Here is a 15,258-nt window from a genome sequence, read left to right as displayed (position 1 = left end):
GCGGGGTGGTGTCCTCCTCGATCCATTAGACGTGTTGCTCGGCGAGCGCGGCGCCGACCAGGCGGACGATGGAGCCGCGGTCGGGGAACATGTCGGCCACATCGGTTCGGCGCCGGATCTCCTTGTTCAGCCGTTGCTGGGGTTGTTGCTCCAAACCTGCGGGGGAAGGCGGTGAATGCCAGCAGATCCGCGCTTGATCGAGGTGTTCGGCCACTGTAGGCAGTTTCTTGCCTAGCGTGTCGAGCATGCGATCATATTGCATGGCAACGGATTCGGCGTCGGCTTGGTCGAAGAGCGAGTGCAGCAGGGTCCGCACCCAGGGCCAGGGTGTTTGGGGCATACCGACATCAGGTTCACGGTGTAGGGGGTTCGGCAGCGCTGCGGGCAGGATGGCGCCGATCGCGGCCACCAGCCCGGCGTGTGCGTCGCTGGTGACCAGCTGCACGCCCCGAGAGCCCGCGGAAGGTCAGGTCTTGGAAGAAGGCCAGCCAGCCGGCGCCGTCCTCGCCGGAGGTGACCTGGACGCCGAGGATCTCGCGGTACCCGTCGGCATTGACACCGGTCGCCACAAGACAGTGCACGTCGATCACGCGACCGTTCTCGCGCACCTTCAAAACCAGCGCGTCGGCGGCGACGAACGCGTACGGGCTTTGGTCCGGTGGCCGGGTGCGGAACGCTTCGACCTGAGCGTCCAGATCGCTCGCCATCATCGACACCTGCGACTTGGACAGGCTGGTGATCCCAAGGGACTCGGTCAGTTTCTCCATCCGCCGTGCGGACACGCCGAGCAGATAAGTGGTCGCTACCACGCTGGTCAGCGCCCGTTCAGCGCGTCTGCGGCGCTCGAGCAGCCAGTCCGGGAGGTAGCTGCCCGACCGCAGCTTCGGGATCGCCAGGTCGATGGTGCCGACCCGGGTGTCGAAGTCGCGGTGCCGGTAGCCGTTGCGGGAGTTGACGCGCTCGGCACTGCGCTCGCCATAGCCCGCGCCGCAGCTCGCATCGGCCTTGGCTCCCATGATCGTCTGGACGAACGAGGCGAGCATCTCGCGCAGCAGATCCGGACCGGCTGCGACGAGTTGATCGGTGAACGGCTTGCCCGGGCCGATACGCTGAACACTGGTCACCGCATGAGATCTCCTTCAAAGGCTTGGTCGTCTTGAAGGATCACGCGGTGACCACCCTCTAACCGGCTACGACATGCTCAGCCGATCGCTGGCGGAGCTGGTACACCACTCTGCCGGACACAACCCGCTCGCGTGCGCGCGACGACGTTGACGTCATCGGGGATGCGGCGCTGGCAGCGCCCAGACCAACTCCCCGCTCTCGGGCCACCCGGTCTCCGGGTCAGCATTGGGAAGCTCGATGAGCGAGGCGAACTCGTCCTCCCAGCGTTGCGCCACCTCGGATTCGGCGTAACCCCTGATGAAGTGGTCGTAGTCGTCCACACGCATGTGCGCGAAGACGTCTCTCCCGAATCGATAGAGCCGATACTCGGTCACCCCCAGCTCGTGGAAGAGCCGTTCGAGCTCAGGCCAGACCGAGGCGTGGCGAGTCATGTACTCCTGCTCGAGTCCGGCACGAATATGCCATCGCTGCGATGTCGCCCGCATCAGCTGCCACCTCCGAAGATTCGCACCGTGTTGTCGAAGAGCAGTCGGCGCTGCGCGTCGGGTCCGAATGACGCCGTGGCCGTGCGATAGAAGTCGACGACGTCTCCGTATGAGCTGTAGAGGCGGTCCAAGGGCCAGTTCGTCCCGAAGATCACGCGATCCGGGCCGAAGACCTCGATCCCCGTATGAACCCATCGGCGGAGTGATTCTGGCGTCCACCGGTGATCCATCATTCCCAGGCCGGAGATCTTCAGGATCGTTCCCGGTGCCTCGGCCAAGGCGCCGATCGCCTGACGCCACGTCGGGAACCCCTCGTCGCTGCCATCAGGCATCAGCGCGTGGTCCAAGCAATACGTGAGATCCGGCACTTCGGCCAGGACTTTCAGCAGTTGCCGGACATCATCGATGCGGGGCGCGTCGCAGCACACGAGCGCGCGGCGCTCGAGCTCACGCAGACCCTCGAGCCACGCGTCCTGATAAAGATAGTCGTCCTCACGCAGGTCGCGGATACCGGCGAACCGGTTCCAGCGCCCGTGGCGGTCGAGCGTGTCCACAAGCTGGTCTGAGGCCAGGTCGGCCGCCGCGACCATAGCGTGGGGAAGTCCCGTCTCGTGGTGCTGCTGATCGAGCCACGCCGTCTCAGCCACGGGGTCGGCCGTCCCCAGCGCGGCCTGGACGTGCACCACGTATCGGACGTCGGCGAATCGAGTCTCTCCCTGGAAGTCATACGCGTGGTACCGCTCGGAACGGATGGCCCCGTATTCACCCACGATCGCGGTCTCGTCGGGATCGCCGCCCCGCCGCAACCACGTGTACGCGAGCTCGGGGTGCGTGAGGTCGAAGAAATGTACATGGCTATCGGCGAAAGGCACTGTCATGATCCGGACCCCGGCATCGTGTTGAGAGCGGCGCCGCCGTCGACGTCGATGGACACGCCGGTGATGAACGCGGCGTCGTCGGAGCACAGGAACGCCACGGCGCCGGCGATGTCGTCCGGGGTTCCGACGCGGCCGAGCGGGTAGGTCTCCGCTATGTCCCGCAACACCTCGTGCTCCGGGCGCCGAGTGGCGTTCGCCTTCCACTGCGTGACGAGTCGGCCCATTCCCGTTCCAGGCGTGCTCACCGGCCGCACCGCGTTGACGGTGACATAGGGTGCCAGCTCGCCGGCGAGCGATTGCACGACGCCGTCAAGGCCTGCCTTCGAAGCGGTGTACGCATGGAGGAGGGGCGTCCCACGGGCGGCGACATCCGAGCTGATCGCGACCACCCGCCCGCGCCGCGATTCGATCAGGTGCGGCGCGGCGCTCTGGATGCAGAAGAAGGCTCCGGTGAGGTTCACCGCGAGCACGTTGTTCCAGGTCTCGATGTCGACGTCGGCCAGCGCGGCGATGTTGATGATGCCCGCGCTGAGCACCACGGTGTCGATCCCGCCCATGAGCCGGGCCGCTTCGTCCACGAGCGCCCTGGTCTCGGCCGTGTCTCTGATGTCTCCCCTCAGGATCGTCCCGCCGATGGCTGAGAACGCGGAACCATCGGCTGAGGGCAGGTCCAAGCCGACCACGGTAGCGCCGTCGGTCGACAGTCTTCGTGCCGTTTCCAGTCCGATGCCGGAGGCGGCTCCCGTGATCAATGCGCGTCGTCCAGTCGTCATGCTCACTTTCCTATCGAGTCGATTCCGGTTCGTGGATAGTCGTTGCTGAGGGCAGCCGTTGTCGGGCGTCTTGCCTGCGCCGTACGCCGAGGAAGAGCAGGCCGACCAGCAAGATTCCCGCGCCGATGAGCTGTTCCGCGGTCCCGCCGTAGCCCGTGGCGCCCGGAGAGAGGACGCCGACGACGAGAATCGTCGCGTTGAAGGCGATGAGCAGCCAGGCCACGAGCACCCATACGCGGCCGAGCCGCACTGGTCGGGGCAACTCAGGGCGATCACGCCTCAGGAGAAGGAACGCCGCGATGGCCAGCAGGTGGGTGAGGATGTAGCCCACGTTGCCGGCGAAGATGATGCCGAGGGGGTTGCCGACGAAGAGCACGAGCGCGATGTTGGCAACCATGGCGACCAGGATCGCCGGCGCGGGTTCTTTGCCAGAGTTGAGACCCTCGAGCTGCCGCAGGGTCATCCCCGCGCGGGCCACCCCGTAGAGGGCACGTCCGGAGTCCGCGGTCGCACCATTCATCACCAGGAGAAACGACAGCGCCAGCATGGCCGCGACGAACGACGAAGCCTGCCCTACCAGCTCGCCGAACGCGGCGGCGTAGACGTTGTCCGGATCGGCGGCGACGGTCTCGTCGCCGAGGACGCCGGCGATCCCCATCGGAGCCAGGACCGAGGCGGCTAATGTCACGAGACCGGCCGCGCGCAGGGAGATGCGAGTGTCTCGCAAAGGGTCTTTGTACTCCGGCGTGAAGATCGCGCACATCTCCAAGGCATAGGAGGACCAGGCCAGGAGAAAGAGGAAGGCAAGGGCCGTGTGCCACCCTTCCCAGCCGCCGGGCAGCTGCCAGGTCAGGCCTGATAGGTCGAAGTTCCCCGTGACGATCGGGCCCACGGCGAACAGCAGGATGAGGGCGACGGCGAAGACACCGAGGATCTTCGCCAGCATGGCCGTCACCTCAATGCCGCGCAGGTTGAGCCACGACACCAGGACGAGTGCGAACACCGCCAGGACGTGCGTAAGAGTCGCGTCCACCGCGCCGAGGTCGATCGACCATGTGACGCTGGGGAAGAACTCCGCGTGCAGCACGGAGCCGAAGCCGAGTGCCATCACGGCCACGCCGAAGGACCATCCCGCCCAGTAGCCGAACGCGACGATCGCGCCAAGGGGCGTGCAGTACTTGCGCCAGCCTTCGTGGGCGTAGACCGCAACTCCGCCCGACTTGTCCGGGAACATCGCGGCGAGCTCGGTGTAGATGAAGCCTTGGAGGATGCCGACCGTGCACACGACGGCGAACAACAGCATCAGGGTCCAAGTCCCGACCGCGCCCATCGATGGCGCGATCGCGGCGAAGATCGAGACGGGAACGAGCAGGGAGAGTGCGAACGAGTCGCGCCAGGTGAGCTTGCGTTCGAGTGGAGCCCCAGAAGCCGTCATAAGTATCACTATCTGATAGAGTTGGCGTAATGTGATGCGACCTTAAGGTGCCCCTGTTGGCCTGTCAACAGATGGACCAGCCGGGAGCATGGCCCGAGAGCATGAACTACCATGACTATGTGACAGATGACGCACATACTGACTCCCGGGCTCGGCCTCGCGTGCAGACAGCTTCTCGGGTGATCCGCATACTCACCGCGGTGGCCGAGAGCGAGAACGGGCTGACGACGCGAGAGCTCAGCGACCAGCTCGGTATCGGTCGCCAGGCCCTGTATCACCTGTTGCACACTTTGACCGCGAGCGGTGCGCTGACCCGGACGAGCGCGAACCGCATCGTCCTCGGCCTCGGCATGGTGACGATCGCCCGAGGTCTCGAGCGCCAGCTGTCGCCGAGTGAGCACCTCGATCCGCTGGTTCGCAAGATCGCGTCCATGACCGGTGAGACCGCATACGCTGCGGGTTGGCGCAACGGTGAGGTTCATGTGCTGGCCGTCGCCAGTGGAACAGGACCGGTTCGCGCCGCAGAAACGCCACTTGGATACGTCGGGCATGCCCACGCCCGTGCCTCGGGAAAACTGCTGTTGGCCGTGGCGCGGCCCGAGTTGCGTGAGGAGTACTTCCGGACCCACGATCTCGATCCCTGCACGCCTCATACGAAGACATCCGTCGAAGACCTCACGGCCGAGTTCGAACAGATCAAGCGCCAAGGTTTCAGTCTCGACGAAGAAGAGTTCGCCGTCGGCCTGTCCTGTGTCGCCATTCCACTCGACGCCAGCAGCGCTCCTCTCGTTGCGGCGGTCTCTGCGCCGACGCAACACTTCCGAGAGAATCTCGATCGCAACCTGGAGGTCCTCCAGACGGTTGCCCGGGGCTCGGAACCGATGTCCCGTTGACGGTGTTCGCGACGTCCTGTTCCACGTGCACGGGCGGGGAGGAGCGCTGGCTCAACCCGCCGCCGATCGCATGCCATCGGCCCACACCCTGCGTCTACAAGGACGCGTCTTGAGGTGGGTACGAGCCCAGGCCGGGCTCACATCGCGGCTGGGCGCGTGAGCCGCCAGGCGCGTTGTCGCTGTTCGGATCGAGTGCAGCCGGCGCATGCGAATCGGCTCCTTCGCCTCTGGCCGGGCAAGGCAACGGTGTCATGTCAGCGCAGTCCCGTGGGTTCAGTCGTGGTTGGGCTCGCTCGTGGAAACCGCAGCGTCAGCGCCGCCGCGACGATCAGCACGACGGCGCTCACGATCGCCGCGACTTGCAGACCCGACGTGAATGCGGAGCTGATCGCCTCGAGCAGCGGCCCGCCGGTCTCGTGAGGCAGCCCTGCCGCGATGGCGAGCCCGTTGCCGACGGTTTCGGCCGCATCGCGCAGGTCGGCGTGATCGATACCGGGTGGTGCCATGTCGACCAGCCGCGAGGCGTAGGTCGCCATCGCCGCGGTTCCGATGAACGCCATCCCCGCCGCGAGGCCGAACTCCGCGCCGCTTTCCGCGACTCCGGATGCCATGCCCGCGCGTTTGCTCGGCGCCGAGCTGACGATCAGGTCGGTGAGCAAGGCGAGCGTCGGGGTCACCCCGATGTAGAGCACGGTGAACCCGGTCATCGTCCAGACCAAGCTCTCCAGTGGGGTGACGGCGGCCAGGATGCCGGCACCCACTGCCGCGACGCACAGCGCGGCCGCAATGGCGTGGGCTGCATTCACGTGCCGGGTCACCGTCGGCGCGAGAAGGTTCGCACCGATGCCCAAGACGACCGACGGTAGCGTGGCCAGGCCAGCCTGCAGGGGGGTGAGCCCGAGCACGGTCTGCACGTACTGGAGGACCAGTAGTTGACTGCCCGCCATCGCCGCCACGGCGAGTATCTGGGTGCCGAGACCGGCGCGGAACGCCGGGCGCCGGAGCAACCGCGGATCCATCAGAGGGTCGTCGAGGCGGAGCTGGCGCCGGACAAAGAGGACACCGAGCAGGACGCCGGAGACAACCCACACCACCGTCTGTCCACCGAAGCCTTCCATGGCAAGGCTCTTGATCCCGAAGACCAACGGCAGCACGGCGCCAAGGAGCATCGCGGCGCTGGTCAGATCGACGCGCCCGGCCAACCGCTCCGTGGTCTCGGGAAGCACCACCGGACCTGCCAGAACCAGCAACGCCATCACCGGAACGCCGATCAGGAACACGGCGCCCCACCAGAAAAACTCCAGCACGACGCCACCGACGAGCGGGCCGATCGCCTCGCCGGCGATGAACGCCGTCATCCACACCGCGACGGCGAACGTCCGCTGCGCGGGAACCTGGAACAGCTCCGTCAGCACAGCCAGCGTCGAGGGCATCAGCGTGGCGCCCGCGACACCGAGCAGCGCACGCGCGATGATGAGCGTTTCCGCGGTAGGCGCGAACGCGGCGAGCACGGAGACCACGGCGAAGCAGCACGCGCCGATCATCAGCAGTCGTCGCCGACCCACCCGGTCACCGAGCGCGCCCATCAGCAACAGAAACCCCGCCACCATGAAGCCGTAGATGTCGAGGATCCACAGCAGCTGAGCACCAGAGGGCGCCAAGTCCGCGCTCAATCTCGGTACTGCGAGATGCAACACGGTCAAGTCCATGGACAGGACCATCGTCGGCAAGGCCAGCACGCCTAACGCCAGCCATTCCCGCCGACCGGCACGTCGCCCAGATGTTCCGTGCACCGACATCTCCCCACCATCGCAACGACAACGCGTCCGCAGACGCCGCGTCGGTCACGCTAAACTCTGACGTCTGCGTGAGAGTCAACGGCGAAGGACGGAACGCGGTGAAAATCGGCGAGTTGTCGCGGCGTACGGGCGTGAGCGTGCGGGCACTGCGCTACTACGACGAACAAGGGCTGCTGCAACCACAACGCCGCCCCAGCGGCTATCGCGAGTTCACCGCTAACGACGTCGCCGTTGTTGCGCGCATCCAGACCCTCATCTCGGCCGGACTGAACACCGAGCTCATCGCACAGGTCCTGCACTGCTTCGACGACGACGGCGCCGGTCACGTCCCCACCCCGACGTGTGCGGAAATGGTCACGCAGCTCTCCGCAGCACGCGCACGCATGCTCGCCCGCATCGATGACCTGACCACCTCCGCCGAGCTGCTCGCCGCGATCATTGCCGCCGCCCCCACCGGCGAAGATTCTTCGGTGGAGACATCGCGGAGGCGGGTATCGTCGGCCACCGGTCGGGCCTGGCCGGCGACCGCCGCCGCGGACGCCGCCGCCGGTATCAGTCGGCGACGGTCTCCAGCGAGCAGTCGGTGAATAGCTTCAACGATCTCCTGACCGACGTTGCCGGTGCCGCTGGCACGGGTGAAGCGGCAGCAGACCGTAAGATCCGCGACCCTTCTTCCGGCCGAGGAGAAGGTTAGAGTTCGGGCTGGTTGTCGATGCGCCGCTTGGCCGTCCGCTGCGTGACCCACTGCGTGGCCGTGAGAGCGCCACCCCAGCCACCCGCGCCCCAGAGCCACCACGGGTAGAGATCACCGAAGCCCTACTCCACAGCCACAAAACCTGGCTCATCGACGACGGCGTCCCCGAAATCGCCCAAGCCCTCCGCCTCGGCCACGTCCTCGCCGACAAAGTCGAGCAGACCTACTCCCACGTTGCCGCCGCCGTCGAACAACGCCTCCTCGACGGACTCCAAGCCCGCTGGGACAAAGCCATCGCCGACAACACCACCGACCCCACCAACACAACCTGGCGCGATACCGCCTGAGCCACCCCCAACGCATCGGCGAAGCGCGCCCACATCACTCCACACATCCACCCGCACGGGCGACATACCTGGAACAGAATCCGTGCCCCGACTTCGCGCCCGGCCCCACACTGCTCCAGCTTTGCTCCACCTACTGAACAGTAACTGAAGGGTGATCCACAATGGACGAATTTACGGCGCGACGAAAAAGGCCCGCTGACCTGGCATTACATCCAGATCCACGAGCCTTCCGAAATGTGGGCCTAACGCTTCAGCATACGAACCAAACGATCTTGGTCGAAGGTCCTGAAATCACGATCCGCCCGGTCGGTACTCGTTGCCTGTCGGCAGGTGGCGCCCGATGAACCACGACACGATCATCGCCGGACCGACGGCGTTGCAGGCCGACGGGTTGGCCTGCGTGGTGTGCGGAGCGGACTACCTTCGCGTCCGGGTTCCGCATCTTCCGGTGGGCCGGTCGGTGACTGGCTCGCAGGTGTTCGCCTGCGTCGGCTGCTGCCCGGACGACGCGCGGCGCGTGTCGGGAGGTGTGCTGCGGTGAGCGCCACGGCACCCCCGACTCGGCGGGACCGGGCGCTGTGGGTCCAGTGCGCCTGCACCGCGCTGGTGGCGCTGGGTGCGGCCTACGCCTCCTACCGACACGGCCGCGAGTTCGCCTTGCGGTTCGGTGCCGACGAGGCCACGGCGGCGATCTGGCCGTTGATCGTGGACGGCATCCTGACCACTGCGACGGTCGAGTTGTGGAAGACCACCGGCCACGGCCGCCGTGCCGGTGGCCGGTGGGCGGCGTGGCTGGCCTTCGTGTTCGGCATCGTGCTGTCGCTGTGCGCGAACGTGGCGGCGGCCCCGGAGCTGAGCGTGTTCGCCGTGGCGGTGGCGGCGTGCCCGCCGCTGGCGCTGCTGCTGGCGGTCGAGTTGCTCAACCGCGCGCTCAAGCGGCACCGCGCCGAGACCGCGAACGAGACCGGCACCGAGACCGCCGAGACGGGCACCACCGGCGCCGAGACGGCCCCGGTGGTGCGTCTCGCGGTGGCCCCGAACGAGGCTCGCCCGCCGGCCGAACCGACCGCCGAGCAGCGCATGTGGGCGTACTACGTGACCGAGCGGACCAAGGGCCGCACGCCGACCGGCGCGGAGCTGGACCGGATCGCGGGGACCAACAACTACGGCCGCCGGGTGCTGCGGCGATGGAAGAACGCCGGGCGGGTCGCCGACAGCAGCCTGGCGAGTGTCGGCGGCGCGGGCTTGGTCGTGTCGCCGCTTGATCAGGCTTTGCGTTAGGGCTTTCCGGCCAGGGGGGGCCAACTCCAACTCGGGGCCGTTAGCGCGGGCAAAGCCAGATTGGCGGAGGTGTCACGTTCCTCGGCGGGTTGATCGGCGGAGGTGGCGGCGGAGTTGCCAGATCCGCAGCGATCCGGCGATCGCGGTCAGCAGCACGCCGGCTACCGCGGCCAGCAGCATCGCCACGACCAGCGAGACGTGCCCGCTGGCGCCGAGGTAGGAGATCTGCACCGCCTGGGTGTTCTGCAGGATGAAGATCAGCAGGAGGACCAGCACGGCGGCGAAGACGATGACGCCGACCCAGGTGACACCGGTCCGGGTGCGCCGCAACGGATTACGGGCTGGCGGCGCTGCGGGTGGGGTGTCGGGGGTGGCTGCCGGGGCGGGTGGGCCGGCGGAGTCAGTCGGTGGGGTGGTTGACGGTACGGGCCTGGTGGCCGACGTATCGGTCATGGGTGTGCCCCCTCTCTCAGATTGAGGGGCTTAAGGTCCACGCTACGCCGAACACGGGTGCGCCGCCGTGCTGGCGCGTGATTCTCTGCTGGTTCGGCCGGGTACCCCGTGCGGCGTGGCGTCGCGGGTGGTCAGTGGTCGGCGCGGCTGTGGGCGAGTCGCTGCGGGGCGGGCCAGCGGACCTGGTAGGCCCAGCCGAGTCGCTGGAAGATCCAGATGACGCGGGCGGAGATGTCGATCTGGCCGGGGAGCACGCCGTGGCGGGCGCAGGTGGGGTCGGCGTGGTGGGAGTTGTGCCAGGACTCGCCCATCGACAGGATCGCCAGCGGCCAGAAATTGGCGGACTTGTCGCGCGCGGTGAACGGGCGGGTGCCGATCATGTGGCAGATCGAGTTGACCGACCAGGTGACGTGGTGCAGGAACGAGATCCGCACCAGCCCGGCCCAGAAGAACCCGGTCAGCGCGCCCCACCAGGACAGCGTGATGACCCCGCCCAAAGCGGCCGGGGCGAGCAGGGTGAGGGTGGTCCACAGCCAGAACAGCCGGTCGACGGCGCGGATGTCGCGGTCGGCGAGCAGGTCGGGGGCGAAACGTTCGGCGTTGGTGCGGTCCCGGCCGAACAGCCACCCCATGTGGGCGTGCCAGAACCCCTTGGCCAGGGCGATCGGGCTGGTGCCGTACAGCCACGGGGAGTGCGGGTCGCCGGGGCGGTCGGAGTAGGCGTGGTGGCGGCGATGGTCGGCGACCCAGTCGATGACCGGTCCCTGGGCGGCCAGGCTGCCCGCGATGGCCAGCCCGACCCGCAGCGCGCGGCGGGCCTTGAACGCGCGGTGGGTGAAGTAGCGGTGATACCCCACGGTCACGCCCAGGCAGGACACCACGTAGAAGCCGGCCGCGATCCCGAGGTCGGTCCAGCCCAGGCCCCAGCCCCACGCCAGCGGCACGGCGGCGAGCAACGCGAGGAACGGCACGAGCAGGAACACCTTGACGGTCAGGTGCTCCAGCGGGGAACGGCGTCCGGACAGGATCGGTTTCGGGCGCGGACGAACATCGGTGGTGGTCACGGTGAGGGAAGACCTCGGATCTCGGCGGACAGAACGCGCCTGATTGCGTTGATCACGGCCAGAAAGGGGGCCGGAACCTGGTTCCCAGTCTAGCCGCGATCGGGTGTCGCGGCCGGTTGAGCCACCGCGACCGGCGGCGACACCAGTGGGTCCAGGTCACGGGCCAGCGCGGCCAGCGCGTCATCGGCGGCCGGGCCGAGTTCGCGGACGCAGTCGCAGCCGGGTGGATGCGCGTCGCGGTGCCAGGCGATGAGGAATTGCAGCGCGAGCTGGTTGATCCGGTAGTCGTGTTCGGCCTTGATCCGGTCGCGTTCGGCCTGCCGGTTCTGCGAGAGCAGCAGCAACGGCGCGGCGTAGGCGGCCTGGGTGGAGAACAGCAGGTTGAGCAGGATGAACGGATACGGGTCCCACCGGTAGAGGAACGCGGCGAGGTTCACCGCGATCCACGCCACCACGACCGCGCTCTGCGCGCAGATGAACGCCCAGGACCCGAACCGGGCGGTGACCTGATCGGCCAGCCGCTCACCGGTCGTCCGCTGGTCATACCGGCGCTGGTTGGCCGGGTTCCGATGACCCACCACCCCGACCACCTACCCCGTGCCGCCGGGAGCACCCACGGAACGCGCGGCCTGCTCAGGCGGGCAGGGCACGGCCGCCCTCAGCTTCCCACCGCTCCTCCTCCGGCTCCGCCGCGGACGGGCCGGCTGCCCGCGGGCCAGGCACGGCCACGTGCGGGTTGCTGTCCCGGTCCGGGTGGACACCGTTGCTGGCCAGGATGTCGGCCACGCTGGCGGTCGAGTCGCTGCCGGCGGCCGAGCGAAGCACCGCGCGGGCCACACCGCCGGGAACACCCGGCGGCACGACCAGCAGGCTCACCCGCCGCGAATCCGAACCGATCACCATGATCGTGTGCCGGTCCGTCGAGCGGAAACCCTCCGCCCGCACGACCCGGCCCTCGACGAGGACCTTGCGGGCGACCAGGCCCCACCTGTCCAGGTGGTAGGACACGCGGGCGACCTGCCCCAGCCACACCCCGAGTGCGGACACCAGCGACGGCAACTCCGCCGCCAGATCCCTCGACCGCGGCCACCAACCGCCATCGACATGACCACGCGCGGCGCCGTCCGGCTTCATCCGCAACCGCACCACAGGCGGCAGCGGCGACTGTTGTTGACGGTCATCGGAAGTGGTCGTGGGATTCAGCTGACCCGAGATCATCATCTCGGCGCTCCCGCCTCCAGCCCCATCACAGGAGCCAGGGATCGTTCGTGCGCCCAAGGCGGCACCGACAAACCGTGGGTACTGCTTCGCCTTCGGTAACACCCAGCCTACGCCCCACGTGACCAGCAACGAGCCGCGTCTCCTGCCCGTTCGCCCCGAAATCAGACCTGCGGGGGCGACGGTGCGTCTCGCGGTGGTCCCGAACGGGGCTCGCCCGCCGGCCGAGCCGTCCGCCGAGCAGCGCATGTGCGCGTACTACGTGACCGAGCGGACCAAGGGCCGCACGCCGACCGGCGCGGAGCTGGACCGGATCGCGGGCACGAACAACTACGGCCGCAAGGTGCTGCGCAGGTGGCGGCAGTCCGGGCACCTGCCGCCCGCCCTCGGCGGTCCGCGTGGCGAGCGACCCGCGCGGCGGGAGCCGGCCTACGCCGCCTCGGAGAGGGTTGTGGTGTGACCCGACGTGACTCACCGATCACGGCCCAGACAGTCCGCGAGTCGCTGACCAGCGCATTCACGGGCGAGATCGGACGGAGTGGAGGCACCAACTCGGCTGGCAAACCTTTGTCGCGTCAGGTCCACGACGAGTCCTCGCGCAAGTGCAACCCTGGCTTGTGTCGCACCCTGCACAGCACGCCGACACCGCCGCCCCGGCATGGCAGGCACATCGACGTCGGCTGCCCACAGATGACCTGCCAACCGCCGGTGTACTCGTTGCGGGCCAGGAACACCCGTTCCCCGCTGTCCGCACTGGCCTGGACCGTCCGGTTGGCGTAGGTGCGCTCGACGATGTAGCGGTCGACACCATCGGACGCCGTGTCATCAGCAGGCATCCAACGCTTGACTTCCAGCACCGCGCCGAGAGCCGGCGGCGTGGCCATCTCGCGCTGCCACTGTTGCGCAGCCTCCGCTTCCTCGCGCGCCTTTCGGGCCGCCGCATCAGCCCGCTCGATCTCCCAACGCGAGCGCCCCTGAGACCGCTTGCCGTGCGTTCCGCACGGCTGCTGCTTCTCGTTCACACACTGCTCGCCGGGCGCGGCCTGGCAGACCGGGCACTCGTAATCGTCCCGGGCAGGGTCGTGCACGACGACAACGGTGTCGTCATACAAACCCGTGCCGCGCGGGTCCACGAACCGAGAGACGAATTGGGTCTCACCGTAGGTGACGGACTCAAAACCGCCGTGGCGGCCAACCACCAACTCAGTGATGGGACCGTACTTACGAACCGCCTCAGCCGGAGACAACCGGTCAGTCACGGCCACCCAGCCATGCTCAGTCCACTCCCGCCCGATAACGGGATCACCGACTCTTGCCCACGCAATAGGCTCGCCGCACCAACCGTCACGCAAGACCTCGCCACTCATGGCCCTATCCTGCCCCGGCAACCCCAGCAGGGCACCGCGCTGGCAGACCGCCACAGCGTGCATCACCAATCGAGCTTGGCCACCTACGTGTCCTTTGTCGGCACCCCCCGCTCGGCCAGTCGGGTGATCCACAGAGGGGCCACGTGCCGTGTCGGGGCGAATGCCTATCGTGGTGGTCGTGACGCACAACGTGACGCAGGCCAGGCGCCCTGACCGGACCATCTTCCACTTCCATGAGCTGCGCGAGTTCGTGGACAGCGCCACGGCGTTGAACTTCCCCGACGCGACGCCCGTCCGGTGCTTCGCCGGCTGGGACGGCAAGGTGAAACGCCTGGAGACCGTGGTCGAAGACGCCCGCGACACCGACAGCGACGGTCCGCCAGCGTCACCACCTGCGAACGCACACGGAGCCGACCGCAGCGACGCGGAGAAACACACGAGCGTCACACAGAAGCCCACCGGCCCCGAGGTGGAATGGCGCCGTTGGGGCCGTCGACTGTCGGCACATGTGCTGACCTTGGGCGATATCCGCGCGCTGATCGCCCGCGCCGACAAGCTGGGCCTGCCCACCTACCAGTACGCCGTCCGTGCCTTGCCGGTGGATCGGTCCTGGCGCGGGCATGTCTACAGCATCTCCGTCGAGCCGTACGCCTGATGGTCCGCCCAACCTCAGCCGCGACGGAAAGGGACCATGTGACGATCCAGGACGTGTATCTGCTCGCCCTGCACGAGCCGTACCAGTCCCCGCAGCATCCGGTGCCGATCAACGCCACGATCGTGCACGCCCTGACCTTGCTGCACCCGGCGGTGCCGCAGCCGGATGGCGGGCGGATGTACCGGTGCCTGACCGAGTTCCCCGGCCGCACACCGGGCGAGGTGGTGCCGCTGTCCACGTTGACCTTCGAGCTGGACGGCGGACAGTTGTGGCCGCTGGTCGCCGACTGGGAACGGGTCGTCGATGCGGTGGTGCACATCGCCCGCCACCAGGGCTGCGACGCGATGCCGATGGGTCTGCCGCAGGTCGCGGCTGTTCTGGTGGGTGGTGGCCCGAACACCGTGCACGAGCTGTACCAACCGGACGGCTCCCGCTCCCAGACAGGCCCGGTCGAGCGGCAACAGCACCTGGACGAGCTGACCGGTCACGTACGGCGGTTCGCCGCGGAAGGACCCTTCTGGCCAGGCGACAACCTCGTCTCCCCGCCCCGCGAACCACGCGTCCTGCCCTACAAGCCCTACCGCAGCAACTAGCCGGGACACCGGGCACGACGATCACCTTCAGCCACCCCCGCTGGCTGCGGACCACGCGCCGATCTACTGCCTACTCGGTGTGGCCTGTCAGGTGTCGGCGCAGCTCACGGATGGCGCGGTGCTGGGCGGGGACTGTGTCGTGAGCGGTGTTTCTGGCCCGACACGCCGGGGTGAAATCCGGCGGGATGGGTACGGGCA

Annotated in this window: 20 protein-coding genes; 7 read left to right on the top strand and 13 right to left on the bottom strand. The window is 67.9% G+C overall.

Annotated elements, in window-relative coordinates; all coding sequences use genetic code 11:
- Window positions 1-25: 25 nt before the first annotated feature.
- The 6 genes from FCN18_RS40505 to FCN18_RS09215 form a co-directional block, all read right to left on the bottom strand.
- Window positions 26-409, bottom strand: coding sequence for a transposase (locus tag FCN18_RS40505; protein WP_267285357.1), 384 nt, complete (start codon window positions 407-409; stop codon window positions 26-28).
- A complete protein-coding gene (locus FCN18_RS09235; RefSeq protein WP_267285356.1) occupies window positions 354-1,124 on the bottom strand; it encodes an IS256 family transposase in 771 nt (256 codons plus the stop codon). The genes FCN18_RS40505 and FCN18_RS09235 overlap by 56 nt, the downstream gene beginning before the upstream one ends.
- Window positions 1,125-1,277: 153 nt before the next feature.
- Window positions 1,278-1,610, bottom strand: coding sequence for an L-rhamnose mutarotase (locus FCN18_RS09230; RefSeq protein ID WP_137094463.1), 333 nt, complete (start codon window positions 1,608-1,610; stop codon window positions 1,278-1,280).
- Entirely contained in the window at window positions 1,610-2,488 is an 879-nt protein-coding gene (locus FCN18_RS09225; protein WP_137094461.1) for an amidohydrolase family protein, read from the bottom strand. The genes FCN18_RS09230 and FCN18_RS09225 overlap by 1 nt, the downstream gene beginning before the upstream one ends.
- Complete coding sequence (locus FCN18_RS09220) at window positions 2,485-3,261, bottom strand: SDR family NAD(P)-dependent oxidoreductase (protein ID WP_137094459.1); 777 nt, start codon at window positions 3,259-3,261, stop codon at window positions 2,485-2,487. Before FCN18_RS09220 ends, FCN18_RS09225 begins: the two co-directional genes overlap by 4 nt.
- 10 nt (window positions 3,262-3,271) lie before the next feature.
- Window positions 3,272-4,696, bottom strand: a complete 1,425-nt coding sequence (locus FCN18_RS09215; RefSeq protein WP_137094457.1) for an APC family permease — start codon at window positions 4,694-4,696, stop codon at window positions 3,272-3,274.
- Between the two features lie 71 nt (window positions 4,697-4,767).
- Between FCN18_RS09215 and FCN18_RS09210 the strand changes: the two genes are divergently transcribed.
- Window positions 4,768-5,589 carry an IclR family transcriptional regulator gene (locus FCN18_RS09210; protein ID WP_323808350.1) on the top strand — a complete coding sequence of 274 codons (822 nt, stop codon included), beginning with the start codon at window positions 4,768-4,770 and terminating at the stop codon, window positions 5,587-5,589.
- 254 nt (window positions 5,590-5,843) lie between these two features.
- Here FCN18_RS09210 and FCN18_RS09205 read toward each other — a convergent pair whose 3' ends face one another.
- Window positions 5,844-7,388 carry an MFS transporter gene (locus FCN18_RS09205; protein ID WP_137094453.1) on the bottom strand — a complete coding sequence of 515 codons (1,545 nt, stop codon included), beginning with the start codon at window positions 7,386-7,388 and terminating at the stop codon, window positions 5,844-5,846.
- A gap of 98 nt (window positions 7,389-7,486) precedes the next feature.
- On the opposite strand from FCN18_RS09205, the gene FCN18_RS09200 reads away from it, so the two are divergent.
- Complete coding sequence (locus FCN18_RS09200) at window positions 7,487-7,975, top strand: MerR family transcriptional regulator (RefSeq protein ID WP_137094451.1); 489 nt, start codon at window positions 7,487-7,489, stop codon at window positions 7,973-7,975.
- A gap of 229 nt (window positions 7,976-8,204) precedes the next feature.
- Here FCN18_RS09200 and FCN18_RS39025 read toward each other — a convergent pair whose 3' ends face one another.
- Window positions 8,205-8,357: a hypothetical protein gene (locus FCN18_RS39025; RefSeq protein ID WP_158303074.1), complete on the bottom strand. Its 153-nt coding sequence runs from the start codon at window positions 8,355-8,357 to the stop codon at window positions 8,205-8,207.
- Between the two features lie 412 nt (window positions 8,358-8,769).
- On the opposite strand from FCN18_RS39025, the gene FCN18_RS09185 reads away from it, so the two are divergent.
- Together FCN18_RS09185 and FCN18_RS09180 are read left to right on the top strand one after the other, a co-directional pair.
- Window positions 8,770-8,970 (top strand): hypothetical protein, encoded by a 201-nt coding sequence (locus FCN18_RS09185; protein WP_132880662.1) that lies wholly within the window; start codon window positions 8,770-8,772, stop codon window positions 8,968-8,970.
- Window positions 8,967-9,710, top strand: coding sequence for a DUF2637 domain-containing protein (locus FCN18_RS09180; protein ID WP_137094446.1), 744 nt, complete (start codon window positions 8,967-8,969; stop codon window positions 9,708-9,710). Before FCN18_RS09185 ends, FCN18_RS09180 begins: the two co-directional genes overlap by 4 nt.
- 72 nt (window positions 9,711-9,782) lie before the next feature.
- Here FCN18_RS09180 and FCN18_RS09175 read toward each other — a convergent pair whose 3' ends face one another.
- The 4 genes from FCN18_RS09175 to FCN18_RS39710 all read right to left on the bottom strand — a co-directional run bounded on the left by FCN18_RS09175 (window position 9,783) and on the right by FCN18_RS39710 (window position 12,361).
- Complete coding sequence (locus FCN18_RS09175; RefSeq protein WP_158303073.1) at window positions 9,783-10,040, bottom strand: lipopolysaccharide assembly protein LapA domain-containing protein; 258 nt, start codon at window positions 10,038-10,040, stop codon at window positions 9,783-9,785.
- Window positions 10,041-10,294: 254 nt separating this feature from the next.
- On the bottom strand, window positions 10,295-11,227 hold the full coding sequence (locus FCN18_RS09170) for an acyl-CoA desaturase (RefSeq protein ID WP_132880657.1): 933 nt from the start codon (window positions 11,225-11,227) through the stop codon (window positions 10,295-10,297).
- Window positions 11,228-11,316: 89 nt separating this feature from the next.
- Entirely contained in the window at window positions 11,317-11,808 is a 492-nt protein-coding gene (locus FCN18_RS09165) for a DUF1003 domain-containing protein (RefSeq protein ID WP_228713808.1), read from the bottom strand.
- 52 nt (window positions 11,809-11,860) lie between these two features.
- Window positions 11,861-12,361, bottom strand: a complete 501-nt coding sequence (locus FCN18_RS39710; protein ID WP_228713806.1) for a DUF5994 family protein — start codon at window positions 12,359-12,361, stop codon at window positions 11,861-11,863.
- A 280-nt stretch (window positions 12,362-12,641) separates the two neighbouring features.
- Here FCN18_RS39710 and FCN18_RS09155 point away from each other — a divergent pair, with 280 nt between their 5' ends.
- Window positions 12,642-12,905, top strand: a complete 264-nt coding sequence (locus tag FCN18_RS09155; protein WP_137094441.1) for a hypothetical protein — start codon at window positions 12,642-12,644, stop codon at window positions 12,903-12,905.
- A 115-nt stretch (window positions 12,906-13,020) separates the two neighbouring features.
- On the opposite strand, the gene FCN18_RS09150 is transcribed toward FCN18_RS09155, so the two are convergent.
- Window positions 13,021-13,710 carry a hypothetical protein gene (locus FCN18_RS09150; protein WP_137094439.1) on the bottom strand — a complete coding sequence of 230 codons (690 nt, stop codon included), beginning with the start codon at window positions 13,708-13,710 and terminating at the stop codon, window positions 13,021-13,023.
- A 280-nt stretch (window positions 13,711-13,990) separates the two neighbouring features.
- On the opposite strand from FCN18_RS09150, the gene FCN18_RS09145 reads away from it, so the two are divergent.
- Window positions 13,991-14,467: a hypothetical protein gene (locus tag FCN18_RS09145; protein ID WP_132880650.1), complete on the top strand. Its 477-nt coding sequence runs from the start codon at window positions 13,991-13,993 to the stop codon at window positions 14,465-14,467.
- Between the two features lie 38 nt (window positions 14,468-14,505).
- The gene (locus FCN18_RS09140; RefSeq protein ID WP_228713804.1) at window positions 14,506-15,060 is read left to right on the top strand and encodes a hypothetical protein; all 555 of its coding nucleotides are present in this window, start codon (window positions 14,506-14,508) and stop codon (window positions 15,058-15,060) included.
- Window positions 15,061-15,258: the final 198 nt, after the last annotated feature.

Source organism: Prauserella endophytica (genome assembly GCF_005146945.1).
Lineage (GTDB): Bacteria > Actinomycetota > Actinomycetes > Mycobacteriales > Pseudonocardiaceae > Prauserella_A > Prauserella_A endophytica.
This window is presented reverse-complemented; position numbering and strand designations above follow the sequence as displayed.